We start from the raw sequence: 14976 nt of genomic DNA, 5'->3' as shown, positions 1-14976 counted from the left end.
CGTACGAAAGCACCGGAAAAAGCTCCGGCAAAGGCCTTCGGAGAAGCTCACGGAGCGGACCTCCCTCACTGCTCGGCGAAGGCGAGTTCCGCGGGCTCCGGCGAGTCGGCGTCGAAGGGCAGCACGAACCGGTGCGGCCACGACAGCACGCTCTCCAGCCAGCCCGCCCCCATGGTCTGGGACACGTGCCGCAGCCGCTCCGCCGGGTCGAGGCCGATGGTGACCGTGAGGATGTCGCGCTCCACGCTCTCGCGCTCGTCGTCGCCGAGGATCACCCGCCAGGCCAGTTCCCGGTTCCTGTCCACCTCCATGGACAGCGGGTGGTGGCGGAGCGCCTTGGCCCGGTGGCCGAGCAGCTCGGTGCCTCCCGCGGGACGGTTGAACAGGGCGTACTCCATGACCGGCGCGGAGCCGCGCGGGTTGGGGGCGGGCTGGCCGTGCGGGAAGAGCCTGTCCACCTCGTGCAGCCACCGCACCTGCGGGATGACCCAGGCGGGCCCCGGCCGCTCGCCGGGGTCGCGGTCGGGGCCGAGCAGCCTGGTCGCGATCGCGGCGACCTGCTCGGTCAGTTTGGTCGGGTCGCTGACGGTCCGCAGCGACCACGCGCGGCGGCCCACGCAGCGTTCCACCGTCGTGGCCAGCAGGCACTCGCGCCGCCGCGGCGGGAGCTCGGCCCAGAGGTCGGCCAGCGCCCTGGGCACCCCGGGCACCGGCCGGTTGGTGCAGAACGCCAGCACCAGCGTGTCGGCCCAGATCCGCAGCCAGGCCCACTCGGAGCCCCCGGCGAGCAGGTCCGCCTCGCGCAGCTCGACCAGCGTGCACGCCCGGCCGTTGCGGCACTCCTGCCCGCAGGCCGCCGACCGGCGCCCGCAGATGGGCGGCATGTGGCCGGGGACCGGACGCTCGCGGTCCTCGCCCAGCGGCACCTGGATGCGCAGCGGCCGGTCCATCCCGTCGGCGAAGACCGCGGCGACGCCGGGCGGGAGCGAGACGACCTGCCGGGACTGCTCCTCGCTCAGGTTCGTCGCCGCCCCGACCAGCTGGCGGTCGTCCTCGGCGGGGAGCCGGTGGATGACCTTCAGCGCGGTGTTCTTCACCACGTCGGAGACCAGCTTCGTGGGGATCTGCTCGGCGACCACGATGCCCTCGCCGTACGCGCGGATCTCGGCGAGCATGCCCGCCAGGAGTTCGACGGCGTGCGTGCTGGCCCGCCCCGCGCCCCGGTCGCGGAGCAGCCGGTGCGCCTCCTCGATCACGATGACGTGCTTGAGACCGCTGCTGCGCTCCTTCCTGGCCCGCATCCGCAAATGCTCCACGATACGGATGATCAAGGTGCCCATCAGGAACGCCTTGTCCTCGTCGTTGGCGACGTCCTCGATCGCGAGCACCACGTTGCGCTGGAGCAGGTCGCCGATGTCGGCGGGGTGCCCGCCCTCGAAGAACCGGCCCGCGGAGCCCACCCGCAGCGACCGCAGCCGCAGCGAGATGAAGCCCTCCACGTCGGCCTGGACCTCCCGGCCGTAGCCGATCTCCTTGATCACGTCCATCGCGTGCTGCTGGAGCTGTTCGAGGGTCGGCACGGCGGGCCGGACGGCGGCGCCCGGAGCGGCCCAGCCGGTGACCACGTCCCAGCCGTTGGCCTCGTACACCCGCTGCAGGGCCAGCGACATGATCTGCGGGAACGGCTCCTCGGCGTCGAAGGCCGCCATGAACAGCGCACGGACCATGTCGATGTGGGCCTGGACCGGGTAGCCGGGCTCGGGGGCGAGCGGGTTGACGCTGAACGGCACGCTCTCCGGGGCCGACGGGTTGATCACGGTCACCGGGGCGAGGTGCTCGATCCGGCCGCCCATCGAGGCGTACTCGGACTTGGCGGGCTCGATGGCCAGCCACGGGATGCCCGCGCCGGTGAGCTGTTCCAGCAGGTGCCTGACGGTCTGGGACTTGCCGGAGCCGGTGGCGCCGGTGATGAACGCGTGCCGGTTGAGGGTGGCCAGCGGGACCTTGAACGAGCCGACCGGCCTGTCCTGGCCGTCGAGGATGGACCCGAGCTCGACGGTCAGCGCGCCGGGCACGGTGTCCGCCTCGCTGGTCACGTCGAAGAAGCCCGCGTCGAGGACCCGTACCCCCGGCACCTCCCGGTGCGGCAGCCCGGCGAGGGCGGCGAGCGCCCCGGCGGTGGCCGCGAACGGGGAGGCCGCGCCGTCCGCCGGGTCCTGCAGGGTGGTGGCCAGCGCCTCGGCGAAACCGTACACGGGGCCGGACAGCGCGCTGCGCAGGCGGTAGGGGTGGTGGCTCATCTCGGCGGAGCCGACGAGCACCGGGGCGATCTGGCGCAGCTCCTCGGGCCCCGCGGCCCCGGCGAGCACCCGGACGTTCCAGAGCCCGGCCTCGCGGAAGGCGTCCAGCTCCTGCATGCGCCGCTCGGCCCGCTCGGCGTCGTAGCGGGAGCGCTCGGAGGCGTCGCCGTACTGCCGCAGGACGTTGAGCTGGGTGCGCAGGTGCGCGACCTCTGCGTCGAGCAGGTCGGTCTGCTCGGCCACCACCAGCCAGGCGAACGGCCGGGACATGAGCGTGACCAGCGTCGACTCGAAGAGCGTGGGCCGCCTGATCTCGTCGGCGTCCGGCTCGCGACGCCCGCCGAGCGGCGGGGCCTGCCGTCCCGGGCAGACGGTCCAGGCGAGGTCGGACAGGTCGCGGAGCCACTCGTCGCCGATCCTGACGCCACGGGCGCCACTGGGGAACAGCAGCGGTTCGGGGCCGCCGGGGGCGCTCTCGACCTCGGTGGCGGCCCTGCGGGGCGGGCGCGGCGGCGTCAGCGGCCCCGCGTTGGTGATCAGCTCCAGCGGGGCGCCCGACCCCCGCGAGAGCCAGCCGACCACGAAGGGGCGGTTCCGCTGGGCCGTGGAGAGCACGGCGGGCAGGACGGTGACGAAGTCCCACTCGGCGGAGGAACTGCGCGAGGGCGCCGTGATCGCCTGGATCCTGTACCAGGGACCGTTCAGGGTGTTGGGCGGACGGGACACACTTGGCTGCATTTGGTCTCCACCCGGGGGACCCGGCTCCAGGCCGGAGGGTTGACGCTTCACGGATCGCTCCGTCGTACCGGCCGACGCATGATCGAGATCGAGGGTAGGTCACCCCCGCGACCACGGTCGAACCTGACTCGGGGCTCGCACCCCGGCATTGACCATCCCATTACGACATGCGGACGCCTCGTTGACGCACCCGGCGAAAACGTCACCGCTGGAACGATCCTCACCCGGGTCTCCACCGGCCGGATCTCCCCGGCCGCGACCCTCTCCACCCGGGCTCCCGCCGCCGAGGACCCCGCCCGCGCCTCCACGGCCCGGGCTCTCGTCGGCGTGGGCCGGGCTCCCATTAGCGGCGGCGCCAGTCGAGCCTGGCCGGGGGCGGGCCGAGGTTGGGCGGCGCGTCCTCGAACGCGCTCGGCACGCGCGGCTCCGCCTTCTTCTCCTGCACGTGCTCCAGCGCGGCTTCCTTGATCTCGTCGAACTCGCCCAGCGTCGTCTTGGGGAAGGTCAGTATGGCCGGGTTGGCATCGGCGAGACGGACCCTGCGGCCCTCGGCGGTGGCGTCGGTGACGATCACCGAGGTGGTGGGAAGCTGCTGGAGCTGGTGGGGCTCGACGAGGAACTCCCTGGAGCGGTGCAACACCCGCTCGGTCTCCCCCATCGCCTTGGTCGCGCGGCGGCCCCACTCGGTGGACTCGGTGATGTCCTCCTTGAGGTCCGTGTGGCTCACGTCGCGTTCCTCGTCGCCCTCCTCGGCCTGGCCGACCGTGGAGACGTAGCCGCCGTCCATCCCGGCCCCGGCCGCGCTGATCGTCTCGGTGAGCTGGGCCAGCTCCAGGCGGTGCTCGGTGCCGACGTGCTCGCTGGCGACCCGGGCGTCCTCGGCGTTGCCGAGCCGCATGAACGTCACCGCCGCGTGCCCGCGCCCGAGCCGCTCCCGTACGGTCGGGGTCAGCGCCCGGTAGGTGAGCACGAGGCCGGTCCTGGAGGTCTCGCAGGCGTCCATCAGCCGGTCGAGCACGTCGCCGCGGAGCTTGTCCGCGCCCGCGACGATGATCGTGTGGTACCACGGCCGCTCGGAGGCGGGCGACTGGCGCAGGATGTGGGTGAGCGCGGTCGCCACGTACGTGCCGAGGACGCGGTTGCCGAAAACGCCCGCCTGGCGGTCCATCGACACGACCCGCAGGCGCGCGGGCGGCAGGCGCACCGCCTCCGAGCCGAGGGTCTCCAGCTTGCGCAGCTGCGACTCCAGCGCCCACGCCCGCTCGATCACCACCCGGTCGCTGACGCCCCGGCCGAACAGCGTGCCGATCCGCTCCAGCTGGGTGGCGGTGATCAGGCCGAACCTCAGGTCCTCGCGGGGGTCGCCGACCTGGGCCAGGGCGCGCAGGGCGGCGGTGACCTGGTTGATCGTGGCGCTCTCGCCGAGGACCTCCAGGACCCGCTCCAGGATGGCGTTGTCGAACGACAGGTCCCTGGTCGTCCGGTGCTCCTCGCTGACGCTCACGACGTGGGCGAGGACGTCGGCGAAGGCCTCGGGGGCCAGCGTGGCGCCCAGGTCGAGCCGGGGCAGGTCGACCGGCAGCACCCAGACCAGCGGGTCGTCGCCGCCCCTGCGCGCCAGCTCGATCAGGTCCTTGGCGATCGCGCCCTCGGACAGGTCGAGCACGGTCAGGTGGCCGCCGCTGTAGAGGCGGGTCGCGCCGAGCAGGGTGATCAGCGCCGACCAGCCGGGCAGCGTGCCCCCGGCCACGTCGATCCGGTCGATCTCGTCGGGCACGGCCACGGCGTACCAGGTCAGCTGGCGGTCGTGGCGCTCCTTCTTCTCCGCCCACTCCCGGTAGCGGGCGGCGTGCTCCTCCTGGGCGAGGAAGAGCTCCCTGTCGCGCTCCTCCCGCAGCCGGTCACCGGCCACCTCGCGCTCCCTGATCCGCTGGCGCACCGCCCGGTCGCCCTGGTGGACGGCGTAGCTGCAGAACGCCGCGATGCCACCGGCCGCGATCACCCCGACGACGGCGAACGACCAGCTGAGCATCTCGGTGAGGCCGAGAACGAGGATCAGGGTGGCGAGCGCCGTCATGAACGCGCGGACGATCTTGACCGGCCGGTTCAGGAGGTCCTCGTTGAGGCGTTCCCTGCGCACCCACTCGGGGTCGAGTGGCTCGGGAGGATTCTCGACGGGCGAGGGTCGCTTGGGAGCCGGACCCGGATCAGGGTGCAACAAGGCGTACTGCCAGCCCAGGTAGATCCGGTCCGCCTGGAGCTGCGCATGCTCGGGATGCACGTCCGCCACGGAACCTCCGCCATCGGGCTCATCGAAAGCCTCGGAGACAGCGTAAGAGTTCACCATCGTATTCGGGCAGCGTTCCCGTCAATCCGCTGTATTTTCCCCAGGTTTACCAGTACTTAAGGGACGGATGAGTCGGATGAGACGGACGTCAGCGATTAACATCATTTCTCATGACTCCCCCTCCCGAGGGCCCCAGCAGACGGCGTCCCATCGCGGTCCCGCTCGTCGCTCTGGTGACGGCCGCCGGTCTGGGAGTCACCGCCGCCCTCGGCGGCTTCGCCACGGCCCCGGACAAGCCTCCCCAGCGGCTCGGCCAGGGCGCCACCGTGGACCAGGAACAGTTCACGACCACATTCGTCGGGTCCCGCACCCTGAGCGAGCCCGGCCAGTTCGGCAGCCCGGCCAAGCGTTTCCTGGAGATCGAGCTCCGGGTCACCAACAAGGGCGACGAGACCGCGAACATGGGGTTGCCCTACGAGAGCGGGCCGGGTGGCTCGTCCTTCGGCTCGTCCCTGCTCAAGATAACCCCGGCGATCAAGGGCAAGTACGGCGCGTCGGTGTTCACCACCACCGGAGGGGGCGAGAGCGGCCAGTTGCATCCGGCCCTGCCGACCAACGTCCTGGTCAGGTACGAGCTGGAGGACAACCAGCGGGCTCCCAAACAGCTGACGATCGACGTCGGCAAGTACGAGTGGCGTGACGGGATCACCCTGACGCCGGGCTGGTTCGTGGTGACGGAGAACGACGCGGGCAAGGAGAAGCCCATGGTGACGGCCCAGGTCACGCTTCCCGTCGCGCAGGGGGGAACGCGCTCGTGAACGTCTCCTCCCACCCCCGGCCCGAGGCCCACCCCCGGCCCGAGACACCTCCCCGCTCCGAGAGCCGTCCCGGGCCCGAGGACCATCCCCGGCCTGAACCCCGGCCCCGGGCCGGGAGGCCCGCCCGCCGCAGAACCGCCGCGCGGCCGAGCCGGTGGCGTACCGCCGGTGCCATGCTGGCCGGGGTCGCGCTGGCGGCCTCCGCCGTGGGGCTGCAGGCCTTCGGCTCGGGAATCGCCGACCACGACGCGCCCCTCACCTCGACCGGTGACATCAACGAGGAGGTCACCGGCTCCCGGATCTCCGCGCGGGTCAAGGCGGTGCACGCGGCCAAGGCCATCGCGGCCAAGAACGCCAGAGGTGAGCAGGAACGCGTGACCGCCAAGGGGATCTTCGTCATCGTCGAGGTGGGCGCCACGGCGACCTGGGAGCCGCAGCAGTTCGGGCCGCCACGGTTGCTGACGAGCAGCGGGCGCCGTTACGTGGCCTCCGACAGGGTGGAGCAGACCTCGACCATCACCCATCCCTACATCCAGCCGGGCTGGTGGACCGAGGGCGTGACGGTCTTCGAGATCCCGCCCGGGGAACTCCCGGACTCCCGGATCCTGCTCGCCCCCTCATCGGGTTTCATCATCGAGCCGAACGGCCCCGAGATCGAGATAGACCTGGGCCTGGACGAGGCGGCCGCGCGACGGCTGACCTCCACCGCGAAGGACGTCTACGAGTTGGCGGGCAGGAACTGATGGAGACGCCACACCGGGGAGGTCCCGAGGACGAGCAGGGCCGCGACTGGTTCGCCTCGCGGGAGGAGCGGCTCGCGTACGAGGAACAGCTCGCGCGAGAGAACCGGCCCGCGACGGGGACCCGGCCCGTACGGCAGGACCCGCCCGCCCCGGAGGATCATCCTTCCGCGCCGTCTCCCGATCCCTACCAGGGCAGCCCCTGGCCCGTCACCCTCGGCACCTGGCCGGCACCTCCCGGCGCCTCCGCTGCTCCCGGTGTCCCCGGCCCCCGTCCCCCCGGCGCCCCCGCTGCTCCCGGTACCCCCGGCGGCGCCCCTGCCGCTTCCGGTGCCCCCGGCGAGCATCCGGCGCCGCCCGGCTTCGACGACAACGCGCCCACGCAGCCTCGCGGACGTCACGCGGAACCCCCCGCGGCCCAGCGGCCCCGTACCGGGCAGAATCCGGAACGGCCCGCGCCTCCCCGGGCCCGGCGGCTGAACCCGCCCGAGCCGGGAAACCGCCATGCCGGGCAGGGGTTCCCCACTCCGCCGCAGCCGCCCCCCACCCCCCGGCCGCGGCCCGCCGCACCACCGGCGCCTCCCACCCCGACCCAAGGCTTCCCCTCCGCTCCTCCCACCCCGGTCCAGGGCTTCCCTCCCGCGCCGCCCCCGGTCCCCGCCCCTGTTCGGAGCCGCCGCCCCACCCCGCCTCAGCGCCCGCGACCCCAGAGCGGCGGCCAGTGGACGCCCGGCCCCCCGCGGATGTTCCCGGACGAGCAGGTCTGGCCCCCGAAGCCGCCCGTGGAAGAGCCGCCGGGAGCCTCGACCCAGCCGTTCCCCTCCGTCCCCGGGCCCCCGCTGCCCAGAGCGTCCGCCACCGGGACCGGCACGGCGGCGGCCATGCCGGCGGCCGTCCCCGCCGACGCGCCTCCCGGGGAACGTTCCGCGCCGGAGACCACGGAGGCCACGGCGGCCACGGAGACCACGCCGGAGACCCCACCGGCACGGGGGCGCCGTACGGCGCTGCGGATCGGCGGGGCGATCGTGGCCGTGGGGCTCGCCATCGCGGCCTCCACGTGGAGCGGTTACGCCGTCTACAGGACCGGCAACCCCGCCGACAGGATCTACACCGTCGCCGCCGGGGCTTCCATGACGCTGATGCACGTGTCGTGGAAGGCCTCGGTCGAGCAGGTGGACAGCCTGGCAGGCCAGAAGCCCATCCAGCCCGACCGCCAGTGGTTGAAGATCAAGGTGACGAGGACCTCGCTGGACGCCGAGGGCGTCAGCCTGCGCGGTGATCCCCAGGTCGAGGTCAGGCATTCCGACGGCCGCGTGTGGAAGGTCCTCCCCGAGAGCGACGACCTCCCGGACGAGGTCAAGGACCACAAGATCGGTACCGCCTACTCCTACGACATGGTGAGCATGGTGCCCAAAAAGCTGGCCGGGCAGGTCGAGGTCTACGTTCGCCCCGCCACGTTCCACGTCGTGGAGGACCAGTCCGTGAAGGACATCTTCAAGGAGGCCGCGGAGAAGAAGGACCCCGTCCAGGACCAGGTGCTGCGCTTCAGGCGGTGAGCGTCTCCCCCGCCTCACGGCTGCGGGTGGCCGCGATGTCGAACGTGGCCGCCAGCAGGCAGACGGTCAGCGTCAGCGCCACCATCTCCCTGACGAAGGTCACCGGCCCGCTCAGCGCCATCCAGACGAACGGGTCCTCGTTGCCGATCAGCATCCGCACGCCCCGGTCCGCGTAGTCGGTCACCACGTTGATCCCGACGTATCCCAGACAGAAGAGGCCGAACAGCGCGGGGCCGCCCCTGGCGGCGAGCCGGAAGGCGTTCGCCGGGGGAACCCAGCGCTCCTGGAACCCGGCCGTGGCACGGGTCATCGTGGTCTGGGTGAGGTTGTGCGTCCGCTCCATCCGGGTGGCCACGTTGTCGAGCCTGGTTCCCCGTACGACGGCCCGGGTGTCCTCGGCGAAGGCGCCGTAGACCAGCGAGGCGACCGTCAACCAGGTGAGCGGGACGACCAGGCCGTCGACCACATGGGGCCAGACGTCCCCGACCGCGTCCCAGAAGGGCTTCCACCACGGCAGGGCCTCGCCCGCCGCCTCGGCCCAGCCCTTGACCGTCGCCACGGCGGTCCGGTGGTCCAGCCAGTCCGCCCGCGCCTCGGCGAAGGCGAACAGGGCGTTGAGGCTGTAGAAGGCGAAAGCCAGCTCGAAGAAGGTCGCGAACACGCCGCTGCCCCTGACCTTGCCGTTGACGTGCCACCAGCTGAACAGCGTCTTGAGCAGGTACGCGACCACGGCGACCCCTATGGAGACCCGCACGTCCAGCGTGGAGAGGCCGGTGCCGCCCTCTATCTCGTTTCCCGCGAGGCTCGCCGCGAAGTCCTGGTCGACCCGCCTGGCGGTGTCGACGGCGATGAACTCCCTGGCGTCCGCGTTCTGGAAGCTCCAGGCGAGGTAGATGGTGGCGAAGACCAGGGTGGCGCGGTTCAGCGCGCCGAACATGCTCTCGTCCGCCTCGCCTCCCTCCCGCCGCACCTGGATCTCCCGGAGCGCTCCGCGCACCGAGTGCAGCATGCCGACCATGACCAGGAGCTCGTTCAGCACGATCAGCGTGAAGATGAACATCGTGATGACGAGCCGTACCTGCCGGTAGTCACCGTGGGAGATCTCGCTGGCGGCCACCATCAGCAGTGCCCGGACCAGCCTGCCCAGCGAGAACCAGAGGATCAGCGACAGGGCGCAGGCACCGAAGATCCTGAGCGTGTGCATGGGCAGTGAGGCCGCGGAAAGCGAGGCGGGCCTCCGGCCGACTGCCGGCGACTGCGCGGGCATAACAGGCGTTTCGGGCACCCGACGCATGCTAACGACTCCCCCGACGGAGCGCAGCCCGACCCGCCAGGCCAACGGGCACCGCGCTCCCGGCACCCCCGCCGACCGTCACCGGCCGTCGCGATCCTGCCCGCCCCCTGCCAGGCCGAAGGCACCGGAACGCCGGCCGTTTCGGAGGGACCCACGCCCGTCACCCGGGCCGATCGAGGCCGGAGCGACCCGTCGAATAAACGACCGGCCCCTTTTGTTGCAGCGGCAATGAAGCGCATGGAAGTCTGGGCCGACATGGCCTGCGCGTGGGCCTACATCGGCAAGCGACGCCTGGAGCAGGCGCGAATCGGCGAGGACGTGGAGATCGTCTGGCGCCCGTACGTCATCGACCCGATGGCTCCGGTGCCGTCGGAGCCGCTGGCGGATGAGCTGCGCGACCCGGTCGCCGAGGGCGCCCTGCGAGCCTTCCACCCGACCCCGACCCCGACCCCGACCCCGGCTTCGATCTCGACGCCGGCTTCGATCCCGGCCCCGGCCGGGGAACGGCTCGGTGACGGCGGACGGCGGGGTGCCGTGTGGCGGGCGAACACGTTCGACGCCCACCGGGTGGTCGCCCTCGCCTACGAGCGGGGCGGTGCCGCGCTCCAGGACGCGGTCGTGGAGCGGATCCTGCGCGCCCACTTCGCCGAGGGCTCCGACATCGGGGACCGCGCCACCCTGGTGGCGCTCGCCGCCGAGGCCGGTCTGGACGGCATGGCCGAGGCGCTCGACCGCGGCGACGGCGCGGACGAGGTCCGCTCCTGGCTGCTGCGCGGCAAGGCCGAGGGCGTCGCCACCTCGCCGACCTTCGTGGTCGGCGACACGGCGATCTCGGGCGCGCAGCCGTCCGAGGTCCTCGCCGATCTGGTACGGCACGCCGCTCCCCGGCGGGAACTCCCCGACGAGGTCAGGTGGCTGCGCCAGGCCGAGGCCCTGCTGGACGCCCGAGACCCCCTCGGCGCCCTGCGGACCCTGCGTCCGCTGCTGGCCGATCACGGCGACGACCCCGCCGTCCGGCTGCTGGCGGCCCGCGCCTACTTCGGCTCGGCCCAGCTCGGCAGGGCGAGGGAGACGCTGGAGTCGCTCCTGGAGCGCACCCCCGGCGACCACTACGCCCGGTTCCTGCTCGGCAGGACCCTCGAACGCGCGAACCGCCACCTCGAGGCCCTGCCACACCTGCGCCTGGCGGCGGCCATGTTCCCGGAACCCGACTACGTCGACGCCCTCGACCGCGTCGAGAGCCGTCTGGCGGACCGTCTCACGGTCTGACCCGAAGACGCGGAAACGCGGGGAGACGGGAAGCGGGAACACCACTGCGCCCTCTCGGGGACGGCGGCCCTCCGGGAGGGCGGACCTCCGGCGTATCCGGCACAACGGAAAGGACCGGCCTCCCCGAGAGGGCCGGTCCTTTCGACGTGCTGATTCTCGCTGTCAATGCTGGTCGGTCAACATGCCGATTCGCTGTGGTGAGGCCGGACCCGAGAGGTCAGACGGCCACGGCGAGCTGGGTGACCTCACCCAGGCGGGCCTGGGCCGGGATGTCCTTGGTGACCCCGCCGCCCGCGATGATGCGGACGGTCCAGTCACCGGGGGCGGCGAAGAAGCGGAAGATGCCCTCGTCGGACACCACGACCTCGCCGGTGAACTCTCCCGCGTGGTCGAGCAGGCGGGCGTATGCCGTGCCCGCGCCCGAGACCACACCCTGGATGACGGCCTGGCTCGAAAGATCGATCCCGGCCGGAAGGGCAACCGTCTGTTCCGGAGCAGCGCATCCCTGAGTCATTATCGGGCCTCTCCCAGTTCGATCGGCACGCCGACAAGCGAGCCGTACTCGGTCCACGATCCGTCGTAGTTCTTGACGCTGGCCTGGTCGAGGATCTCGTGGAGGACGAACCACGAGTGCGCCGAGCGCTCCCCGATGCGGCAGTAGGCGATGGTGTCCTTGGCGAAGTCGATGCCCTCGCCCTCGTAGAGGGCCTTGAGGTCCTCGTCCGTCTTGAAGGTGCCGTCGTCGTTGGCGGTCTTCGACCACGGGATGTTGCGGGCGGTGGGAACGTGGCCGCCGCGCTGCGCCGCCTCCTGCGGGAGGTGGGCGGGCGCGAGCAGCTTGCCGGTGAACTCGTCGGGTGAGCGCACGTCGACCAGGTTGAGCTTGCCGATCGCGGCGACGACGTCGTCACGGAAGGCGCGGATGGACAGGTCCTGGTCCTTGGCCTGGTAGCTCGTCCCGGGACGCGCGGTGACGTCCTTGACCAGCTCTCGGGAGTCGAGCTCCCACTTCTTGCGGCCACCGTCGAGAAGCTTGACGTTCTCGTGGCCGTAGAGCTTGAAGTACCAGTACGCGTAGGCGGCGAACCAGTTGTTGTTGCCTCCGTAGAGGACCACGGTGTCGTCGTTGGCGATGCCCCTGGCCGACAGCAGCGCCTGGAAGCCCTCACGGTCGACGAAGTCACGACGGACCGGGTCCTGAAGGTCCTGCTTCCAGTCGATCTTCACGGCACCACGGATGTGGCCCTTGTCATATGCGCTGGCGTCCTCGTCCACTTCAACGAGGACGACGCCGGGGGTGTCGAGGTTGGCCTCGACCCAGTCAGCATCGACCAGGACGGCGGAGCGGCTCATTTTGATCCTCCAGGATCATCGTACGGCGGGTAGTAAACGGCGAATGATCAAAAACATCTCGCAGCCAAGGCAGAAACCAAAAGCGGCATTGAGAAATGCGGCGAAAAGTGCCACTGCGACGGCGCCGAGGGCCAGCGGCGTGATCTGTGTGACGAATCCGACCAAACCCACCAGAGCGAAGACGAGTCCGACCCCCTGCGCGAAGCGCGGCGGGGCGGCGTCTTCCAATTCCCTCGGCGGGCTCTTCACTATCCCTTTGAAAATCATCCCGTACGGCGAGGTGCCGAGAACGCCCAGTGCGAACACGACGGCCTGTGCGGCCAGCAGCCATGCGCTGCCCGTCACGAGGACGAGTGCGAGCACGCCGGTGGTGACGGCCGCTGCGAAGCGGAGGGCTCGGGAATCGACTTGCATCGCCTGATGCTCCTGAAGGGTCGTGCAGATCGGTGCGGCTCGACGGCCGCTTGAGATCGCCCTTAGGAAATGCGACAGAGAGCGGTGGTCACGCGGCAGAAATCAACCGCGCGCCGCTTCGTGAGCAGCTCTGTCGTGGAGTTCATGTCCACGACATTACCCCGGCGTCCCGCCATCTGTCACATCCCTGTCCAATTTCTGAGACATGATCGTTCAATGGGCGATAGGGTGCGCCGCTCATTCGCCGACCGCCAGACCGAGGGCGCCGATGACGTCGGCTTTCCTGGGTTGGCCGGAGGCACGTTTCACGACCTGCCCGGACGCGTCGAGGACGAGGACGGTGGGGGTGCGCAGGATGTTCAGTGATCGGACCAGGTCGAGGCGGGACTCCGCGTCGATCTCCACGTGCGCGACGCCGGGCACCAGCCCGGCCACCTCGCCGAGGATCCGCCGGGTCGCCCGGCACGGCTGGCAGAAGGAGGTGGAGAACTGCACGAGCGTGGCCCGCTCTCCCAGCTCCGCGTGAATGTCGCCGGATGTGAGCCGCTCCACGTCGCCCCTCACCTCTCGCGCCACGCCGTTCCGCCGCCGCATCACGACGCCCACGAGCGTGGCGAGGGCGAGGGTGACGACCACCACCATCAAACCGGTCACGGAACACGACAACAGGGGTGCGCCCCGAGCCATTCCCTCGGCGGGCCCTCGGCGGGACGGATCCGGCGGGCGGAATCACCGGGCGGGTCTCAGGGGACGGTCTCAGGGGGCGGAGACCCTGAGCAGCACCCGCCCCTCGGCGGTGGTGATCTCGAACGCCGTGATCCGCTCCGGCGGGATCGTCGTGGTCCCCCGGAAGACGCCCGACTTGTCATAGGCGGCCCGGTTGACGACCCAGTTGCCCGCCGTCTCCCTGAGCCCGCCCTCCCCGATCACCTCCAGCCGGCAGTGCGTGCCCTTGGCCACCCCGGTGAGCACGACCTTGACCGTGGTCGCCCCTTCCCCGGCGGACGCGGTCACCACCGCCCGGACCATGCCGTCCGCCCCCTCGAACCGCAGTTCGCTCGGGGCGAGCAGGACCTCCGGGGCCGGGCTGGCCATCGGGGATCGAGCGGCCTCGGGCGTAGCACCGGACGTGGCGTTGGACTTGGCGTTGGCGTCGGGCGCGGTCGAGTCCGAGAAGGAGTGGGTGCTCTCCTGACGGCCCTCGGCGGCGCCCGGCGCCCTGTCTTCCCGGGCCGACCGGTCCGGCTGGTCCAACTGGTCCGACTGGTCCGACTGGTCCGACTGGTCCGACGACAGGGGCGCCGACGCCGTGGTGGCGTCCGGCGGAGTCTGGGTGACGGCCCACAGGGTCCCGCCGCCGAGCCCGACCACCAGGACCGAGGCGGCCAGCGAGAGCATCAGGCGGTTCGTACGCCGCCGCTTGACCTTGGCGCTGAGCAGCCGGTCGAGCACCGCCGTGGGCGGGCTCGCCACCTGCACCACATCGCCCTCGGACACCCTGCCGAGGAACGTCGCCACCCCGGCCAGCTCCTCCAGTTCGGCCCGGCACTCGGCGCACTCGGCGAGATGGGCCTCGACGAGCACGCGCTCGTCCGGTTCCAGAGCGCCGAGCGTGTACACCCCGAGCGACATCCGTACTTCGTCACAGGTCATCATCATGGCGCGAGCCCCCGCTCCTCCAGCGCCAGCTTGAGCGCCCGAAGCGCGTAATACGTGCGCGATTTAACCGTTCCAGCGGGGATGCCGAGCGATTCGGCGGCCTCCTTGACGGATTTCCCCTGGTAGTAGACCTCGGCCAGCACCTCGCGGTGCTCGGGCCGCAGCGCGGCCAGCGCCTCGGCGACCGCCCACGACTCGACGGCCCGCTCCAGCTCGTCGTCGGCGGGCACCACGGCGAGTGCCTCGTCCCCCGTCTCCGGGGGGCGCGCCTTGCGGGCACGGTGCTGGTCGACGACGAGGTTGCGGGCCACCGTGAACAGCCACGCGCGGATGGAGCGGCCGGCGAACGCGTCAGGATGGCGCCAGGCCCGCAGCAGCGTTTCCTGCACGACATCCTCCGCTCTCCCCGAGTCGCCCGTCAGCCGCAGCACGTAGCCGTAAAGTGGCCCGCCGTGCTCGTCGAAGAGCGCCCTGACGAGTTGCTCGTCGGCGGTTCCGGCTTGGCTCACATCCTCACGACGTATGGCGGGACGATCCGGTTCAGGCAC

The 14976-nt window shown here is 71.4% G+C and carries 14 protein-coding genes; 4 read left to right on the top strand and 10 right to left on the bottom strand.

Features of this window, described 5'->3' with window-relative positions:
• Nucleotides 1-65: 65 nt before the first annotated feature.
• Nucleotides 66-3038 (bottom strand): ATP-binding protein, encoded by a 2973-nt coding sequence (locus ACSDR0_RS29840; protein WP_435292227.1) that lies wholly within the window; start codon nucleotides 3036-3038, stop codon nucleotides 66-68.
• A 343-nt stretch (nucleotides 3039-3381) separates the two neighbouring features.
• The gene (locus ACSDR0_RS29835) at nucleotides 3382-5328 is read right to left on the bottom strand and encodes a hypothetical protein (RefSeq protein WP_435292226.1); all 1947 of its coding nucleotides are present in this window, start codon (nucleotides 5326-5328) and stop codon (nucleotides 3382-3384) included.
• Nucleotides 5329-5495: 167 nt separating this feature from the next.
• On the opposite strand from ACSDR0_RS29835, the gene ACSDR0_RS29830 reads away from it, so the two are divergent.
• The 3 genes from ACSDR0_RS29830 to ACSDR0_RS29820 all read left to right on the top strand — a co-directional run bounded on the left by ACSDR0_RS29830 (nucleotide 5496) and on the right by ACSDR0_RS29820 (nucleotide 8439).
• The gene (locus ACSDR0_RS29830; RefSeq protein ID WP_435292225.1) at nucleotides 5496-6143 is read left to right on the top strand and encodes a hypothetical protein; all 648 of its coding nucleotides are present in this window, start codon (nucleotides 5496-5498) and stop codon (nucleotides 6141-6143) included.
• A gap of 173 nt (nucleotides 6144-6316) precedes the next feature.
• The gene (locus ACSDR0_RS29825; RefSeq protein ID WP_435292224.1) at nucleotides 6317-6886 is read left to right on the top strand and encodes a hypothetical protein; all 570 of its coding nucleotides are present in this window, start codon (nucleotides 6317-6319) and stop codon (nucleotides 6884-6886) included.
• On the top strand, nucleotides 6886-8439 hold the full coding sequence (locus tag ACSDR0_RS29820; RefSeq protein ID WP_435292223.1) for a hypothetical protein: 1554 nt from the start codon (nucleotides 6886-6888) through the stop codon (nucleotides 8437-8439). Before ACSDR0_RS29825 ends, ACSDR0_RS29820 begins: the two co-directional genes overlap by 1 nt.
• On the opposite strand, the gene ACSDR0_RS29815 is transcribed toward ACSDR0_RS29820, so the two are convergent.
• Nucleotides 8429-9643, bottom strand: a complete 1215-nt coding sequence (locus tag ACSDR0_RS29815; RefSeq protein WP_435292222.1) for a hypothetical protein — start codon at nucleotides 9641-9643, stop codon at nucleotides 8429-8431. The genes ACSDR0_RS29820 and ACSDR0_RS29815 overlap by 11 nt on opposite strands.
• A gap of 318 nt (nucleotides 9644-9961) precedes the next feature.
• Between ACSDR0_RS29815 and ACSDR0_RS29810 the strand changes: the two genes are divergently transcribed.
• A complete protein-coding gene (locus ACSDR0_RS29810) occupies nucleotides 9962-11002 on the top strand; it encodes a DsbA family protein (protein WP_435292221.1) in 1041 nt (346 codons plus the stop codon).
• A 217-nt stretch (nucleotides 11003-11219) separates the two neighbouring features.
• Here ACSDR0_RS29810 and ACSDR0_RS29805 read toward each other — a convergent pair whose 3' ends face one another.
• The 7 genes from ACSDR0_RS29805 to ACSDR0_RS29775 form a co-directional block, all read right to left on the bottom strand.
• Nucleotides 11220-11516 (bottom strand): DUF1416 domain-containing protein, encoded by a 297-nt coding sequence (locus ACSDR0_RS29805; RefSeq protein WP_329089613.1) that lies wholly within the window; start codon nucleotides 11514-11516, stop codon nucleotides 11220-11222.
• Nucleotides 11516-12355 carry a sulfurtransferase gene (locus ACSDR0_RS29800; RefSeq protein WP_435292220.1) on the bottom strand — a complete coding sequence of 280 codons (840 nt, stop codon included), beginning with the start codon at nucleotides 12353-12355 and terminating at the stop codon, nucleotides 11516-11518. Before ACSDR0_RS29800 ends, ACSDR0_RS29805 begins: the two co-directional genes overlap by 1 nt.
• A gap of 15 nt (nucleotides 12356-12370) precedes the next feature.
• Nucleotides 12371-12769 carry a DUF4395 domain-containing protein gene (locus tag ACSDR0_RS29795; RefSeq protein ID WP_435292219.1) on the bottom strand — a complete coding sequence of 133 codons (399 nt, stop codon included), beginning with the start codon at nucleotides 12767-12769 and terminating at the stop codon, nucleotides 12371-12373.
• Between the two features lie 62 nt (nucleotides 12770-12831).
• Nucleotides 12832-12915 carry a putative leader peptide gene (locus ACSDR0_RS29790; protein WP_350943563.1) on the bottom strand — a complete coding sequence of 28 codons (84 nt, stop codon included), beginning with the start codon at nucleotides 12913-12915 and terminating at the stop codon, nucleotides 12832-12834.
• 91 nt (nucleotides 12916-13006) lie between these two features.
• The gene (locus ACSDR0_RS29785; RefSeq protein ID WP_435292281.1) at nucleotides 13007-13363 is read right to left on the bottom strand and encodes a TlpA family protein disulfide reductase; all 357 of its coding nucleotides are present in this window, start codon (nucleotides 13361-13363) and stop codon (nucleotides 13007-13009) included.
• A 162-nt stretch (nucleotides 13364-13525) separates the two neighbouring features.
• Nucleotides 13526-14422 carry an anti-sigma factor family protein gene (locus ACSDR0_RS29780; RefSeq protein ID WP_435292280.1) on the bottom strand — a complete coding sequence of 299 codons (897 nt, stop codon included), beginning with the start codon at nucleotides 14420-14422 and terminating at the stop codon, nucleotides 13526-13528.
• Nucleotides 14423-14424: 2 nt separating this feature from the next.
• A complete protein-coding gene (locus ACSDR0_RS29775) occupies nucleotides 14425-14937 on the bottom strand; it encodes a sigma-70 family RNA polymerase sigma factor (protein ID WP_350969222.1) in 513 nt (170 codons plus the stop codon).
• Between the last annotated feature and the right edge of the window lie 39 nt (nucleotides 14938-14976).

This window comes from Streptosporangium sp. G11, assembly GCF_051192615.1.
Taxonomy (GTDB): Bacteria; Actinomycetota; Actinomycetes; order Streptosporangiales; family Streptosporangiaceae; genus Streptosporangium.
This window is presented reverse-complemented; position numbering and strand designations above follow the sequence as displayed.

Bases quoted from the DNA above. Each gene is read 5' to 3' on its own strand.
- ACSDR0_RS29840 (WP_435292227.1), bottom strand. From the start codon at position 3,038: ATGCAGCCAAGTGTGTCCCGTCCGCCCAACACCCTGAACGGTCCCTGG.
- ACSDR0_RS29830 (WP_435292225.1), top strand. From the start codon at position 5,496: ATGACTCCCCCTCCCGAGGGCCCCAGCAGACGGCGTCCCATCGCGGTC.
- ACSDR0_RS29825 (WP_435292224.1), top strand. From the start codon at position 6,317: ATGCTGGCCGGGGTCGCGCTGGCGGCCTCCGCCGTGGGGCTGCAGGCC.
- ACSDR0_RS29820 (WP_435292223.1), top strand. From the start codon at position 6,886: ATGGAGACGCCACACCGGGGAGGTCCCGAGGACGAGCAGGGCCGCGAC.
- ACSDR0_RS29815 (WP_435292222.1), bottom strand. From the start codon at position 9,643: ATGCACACGCTCAGGATCTTCGGTGCCTGCGCCCTGTCGCTGATCCTC.
- ACSDR0_RS29810 (WP_435292221.1), top strand. From the start codon at position 9,962: ATGAAGCGCATGGAAGTCTGGGCCGACATGGCCTGCGCGTGGGCCTAC.
- ACSDR0_RS29805 (WP_329089613.1), bottom strand. From the start codon at position 11,516: ATGACTCAGGGATGCGCTGCTCCGGAACAGACGGTTGCCCTTCCGGCC.
- ACSDR0_RS29800 (WP_435292220.1), bottom strand. From the start codon at position 12,355: ATGAGCCGCTCCGCCGTCCTGGTCGATGCTGACTGGGTCGAGGCCAAC.
- ACSDR0_RS29795 (WP_435292219.1), bottom strand. From the start codon at position 12,769: ATGCAAGTCGATTCCCGAGCCCTCCGCTTCGCAGCGGCCGTCACCACC.
- ACSDR0_RS29790 (WP_350943563.1), bottom strand. From the start codon at position 12,915: ATGAACTCCACGACAGAGCTGCTCACGAAGCGGCGCGCGGTTGATTTC.
- ACSDR0_RS29785 (WP_435292281.1), bottom strand. From the start codon at position 13,363: ATGCGGCGGCGGAACGGCGTGGCGCGAGAGGTGAGGGGCGACGTGGAG.
- ACSDR0_RS29780 (WP_435292280.1), bottom strand. From the start codon at position 14,422: ATGACCTGTGACGAAGTACGGATGTCGCTCGGGGTGTACACGCTCGGC.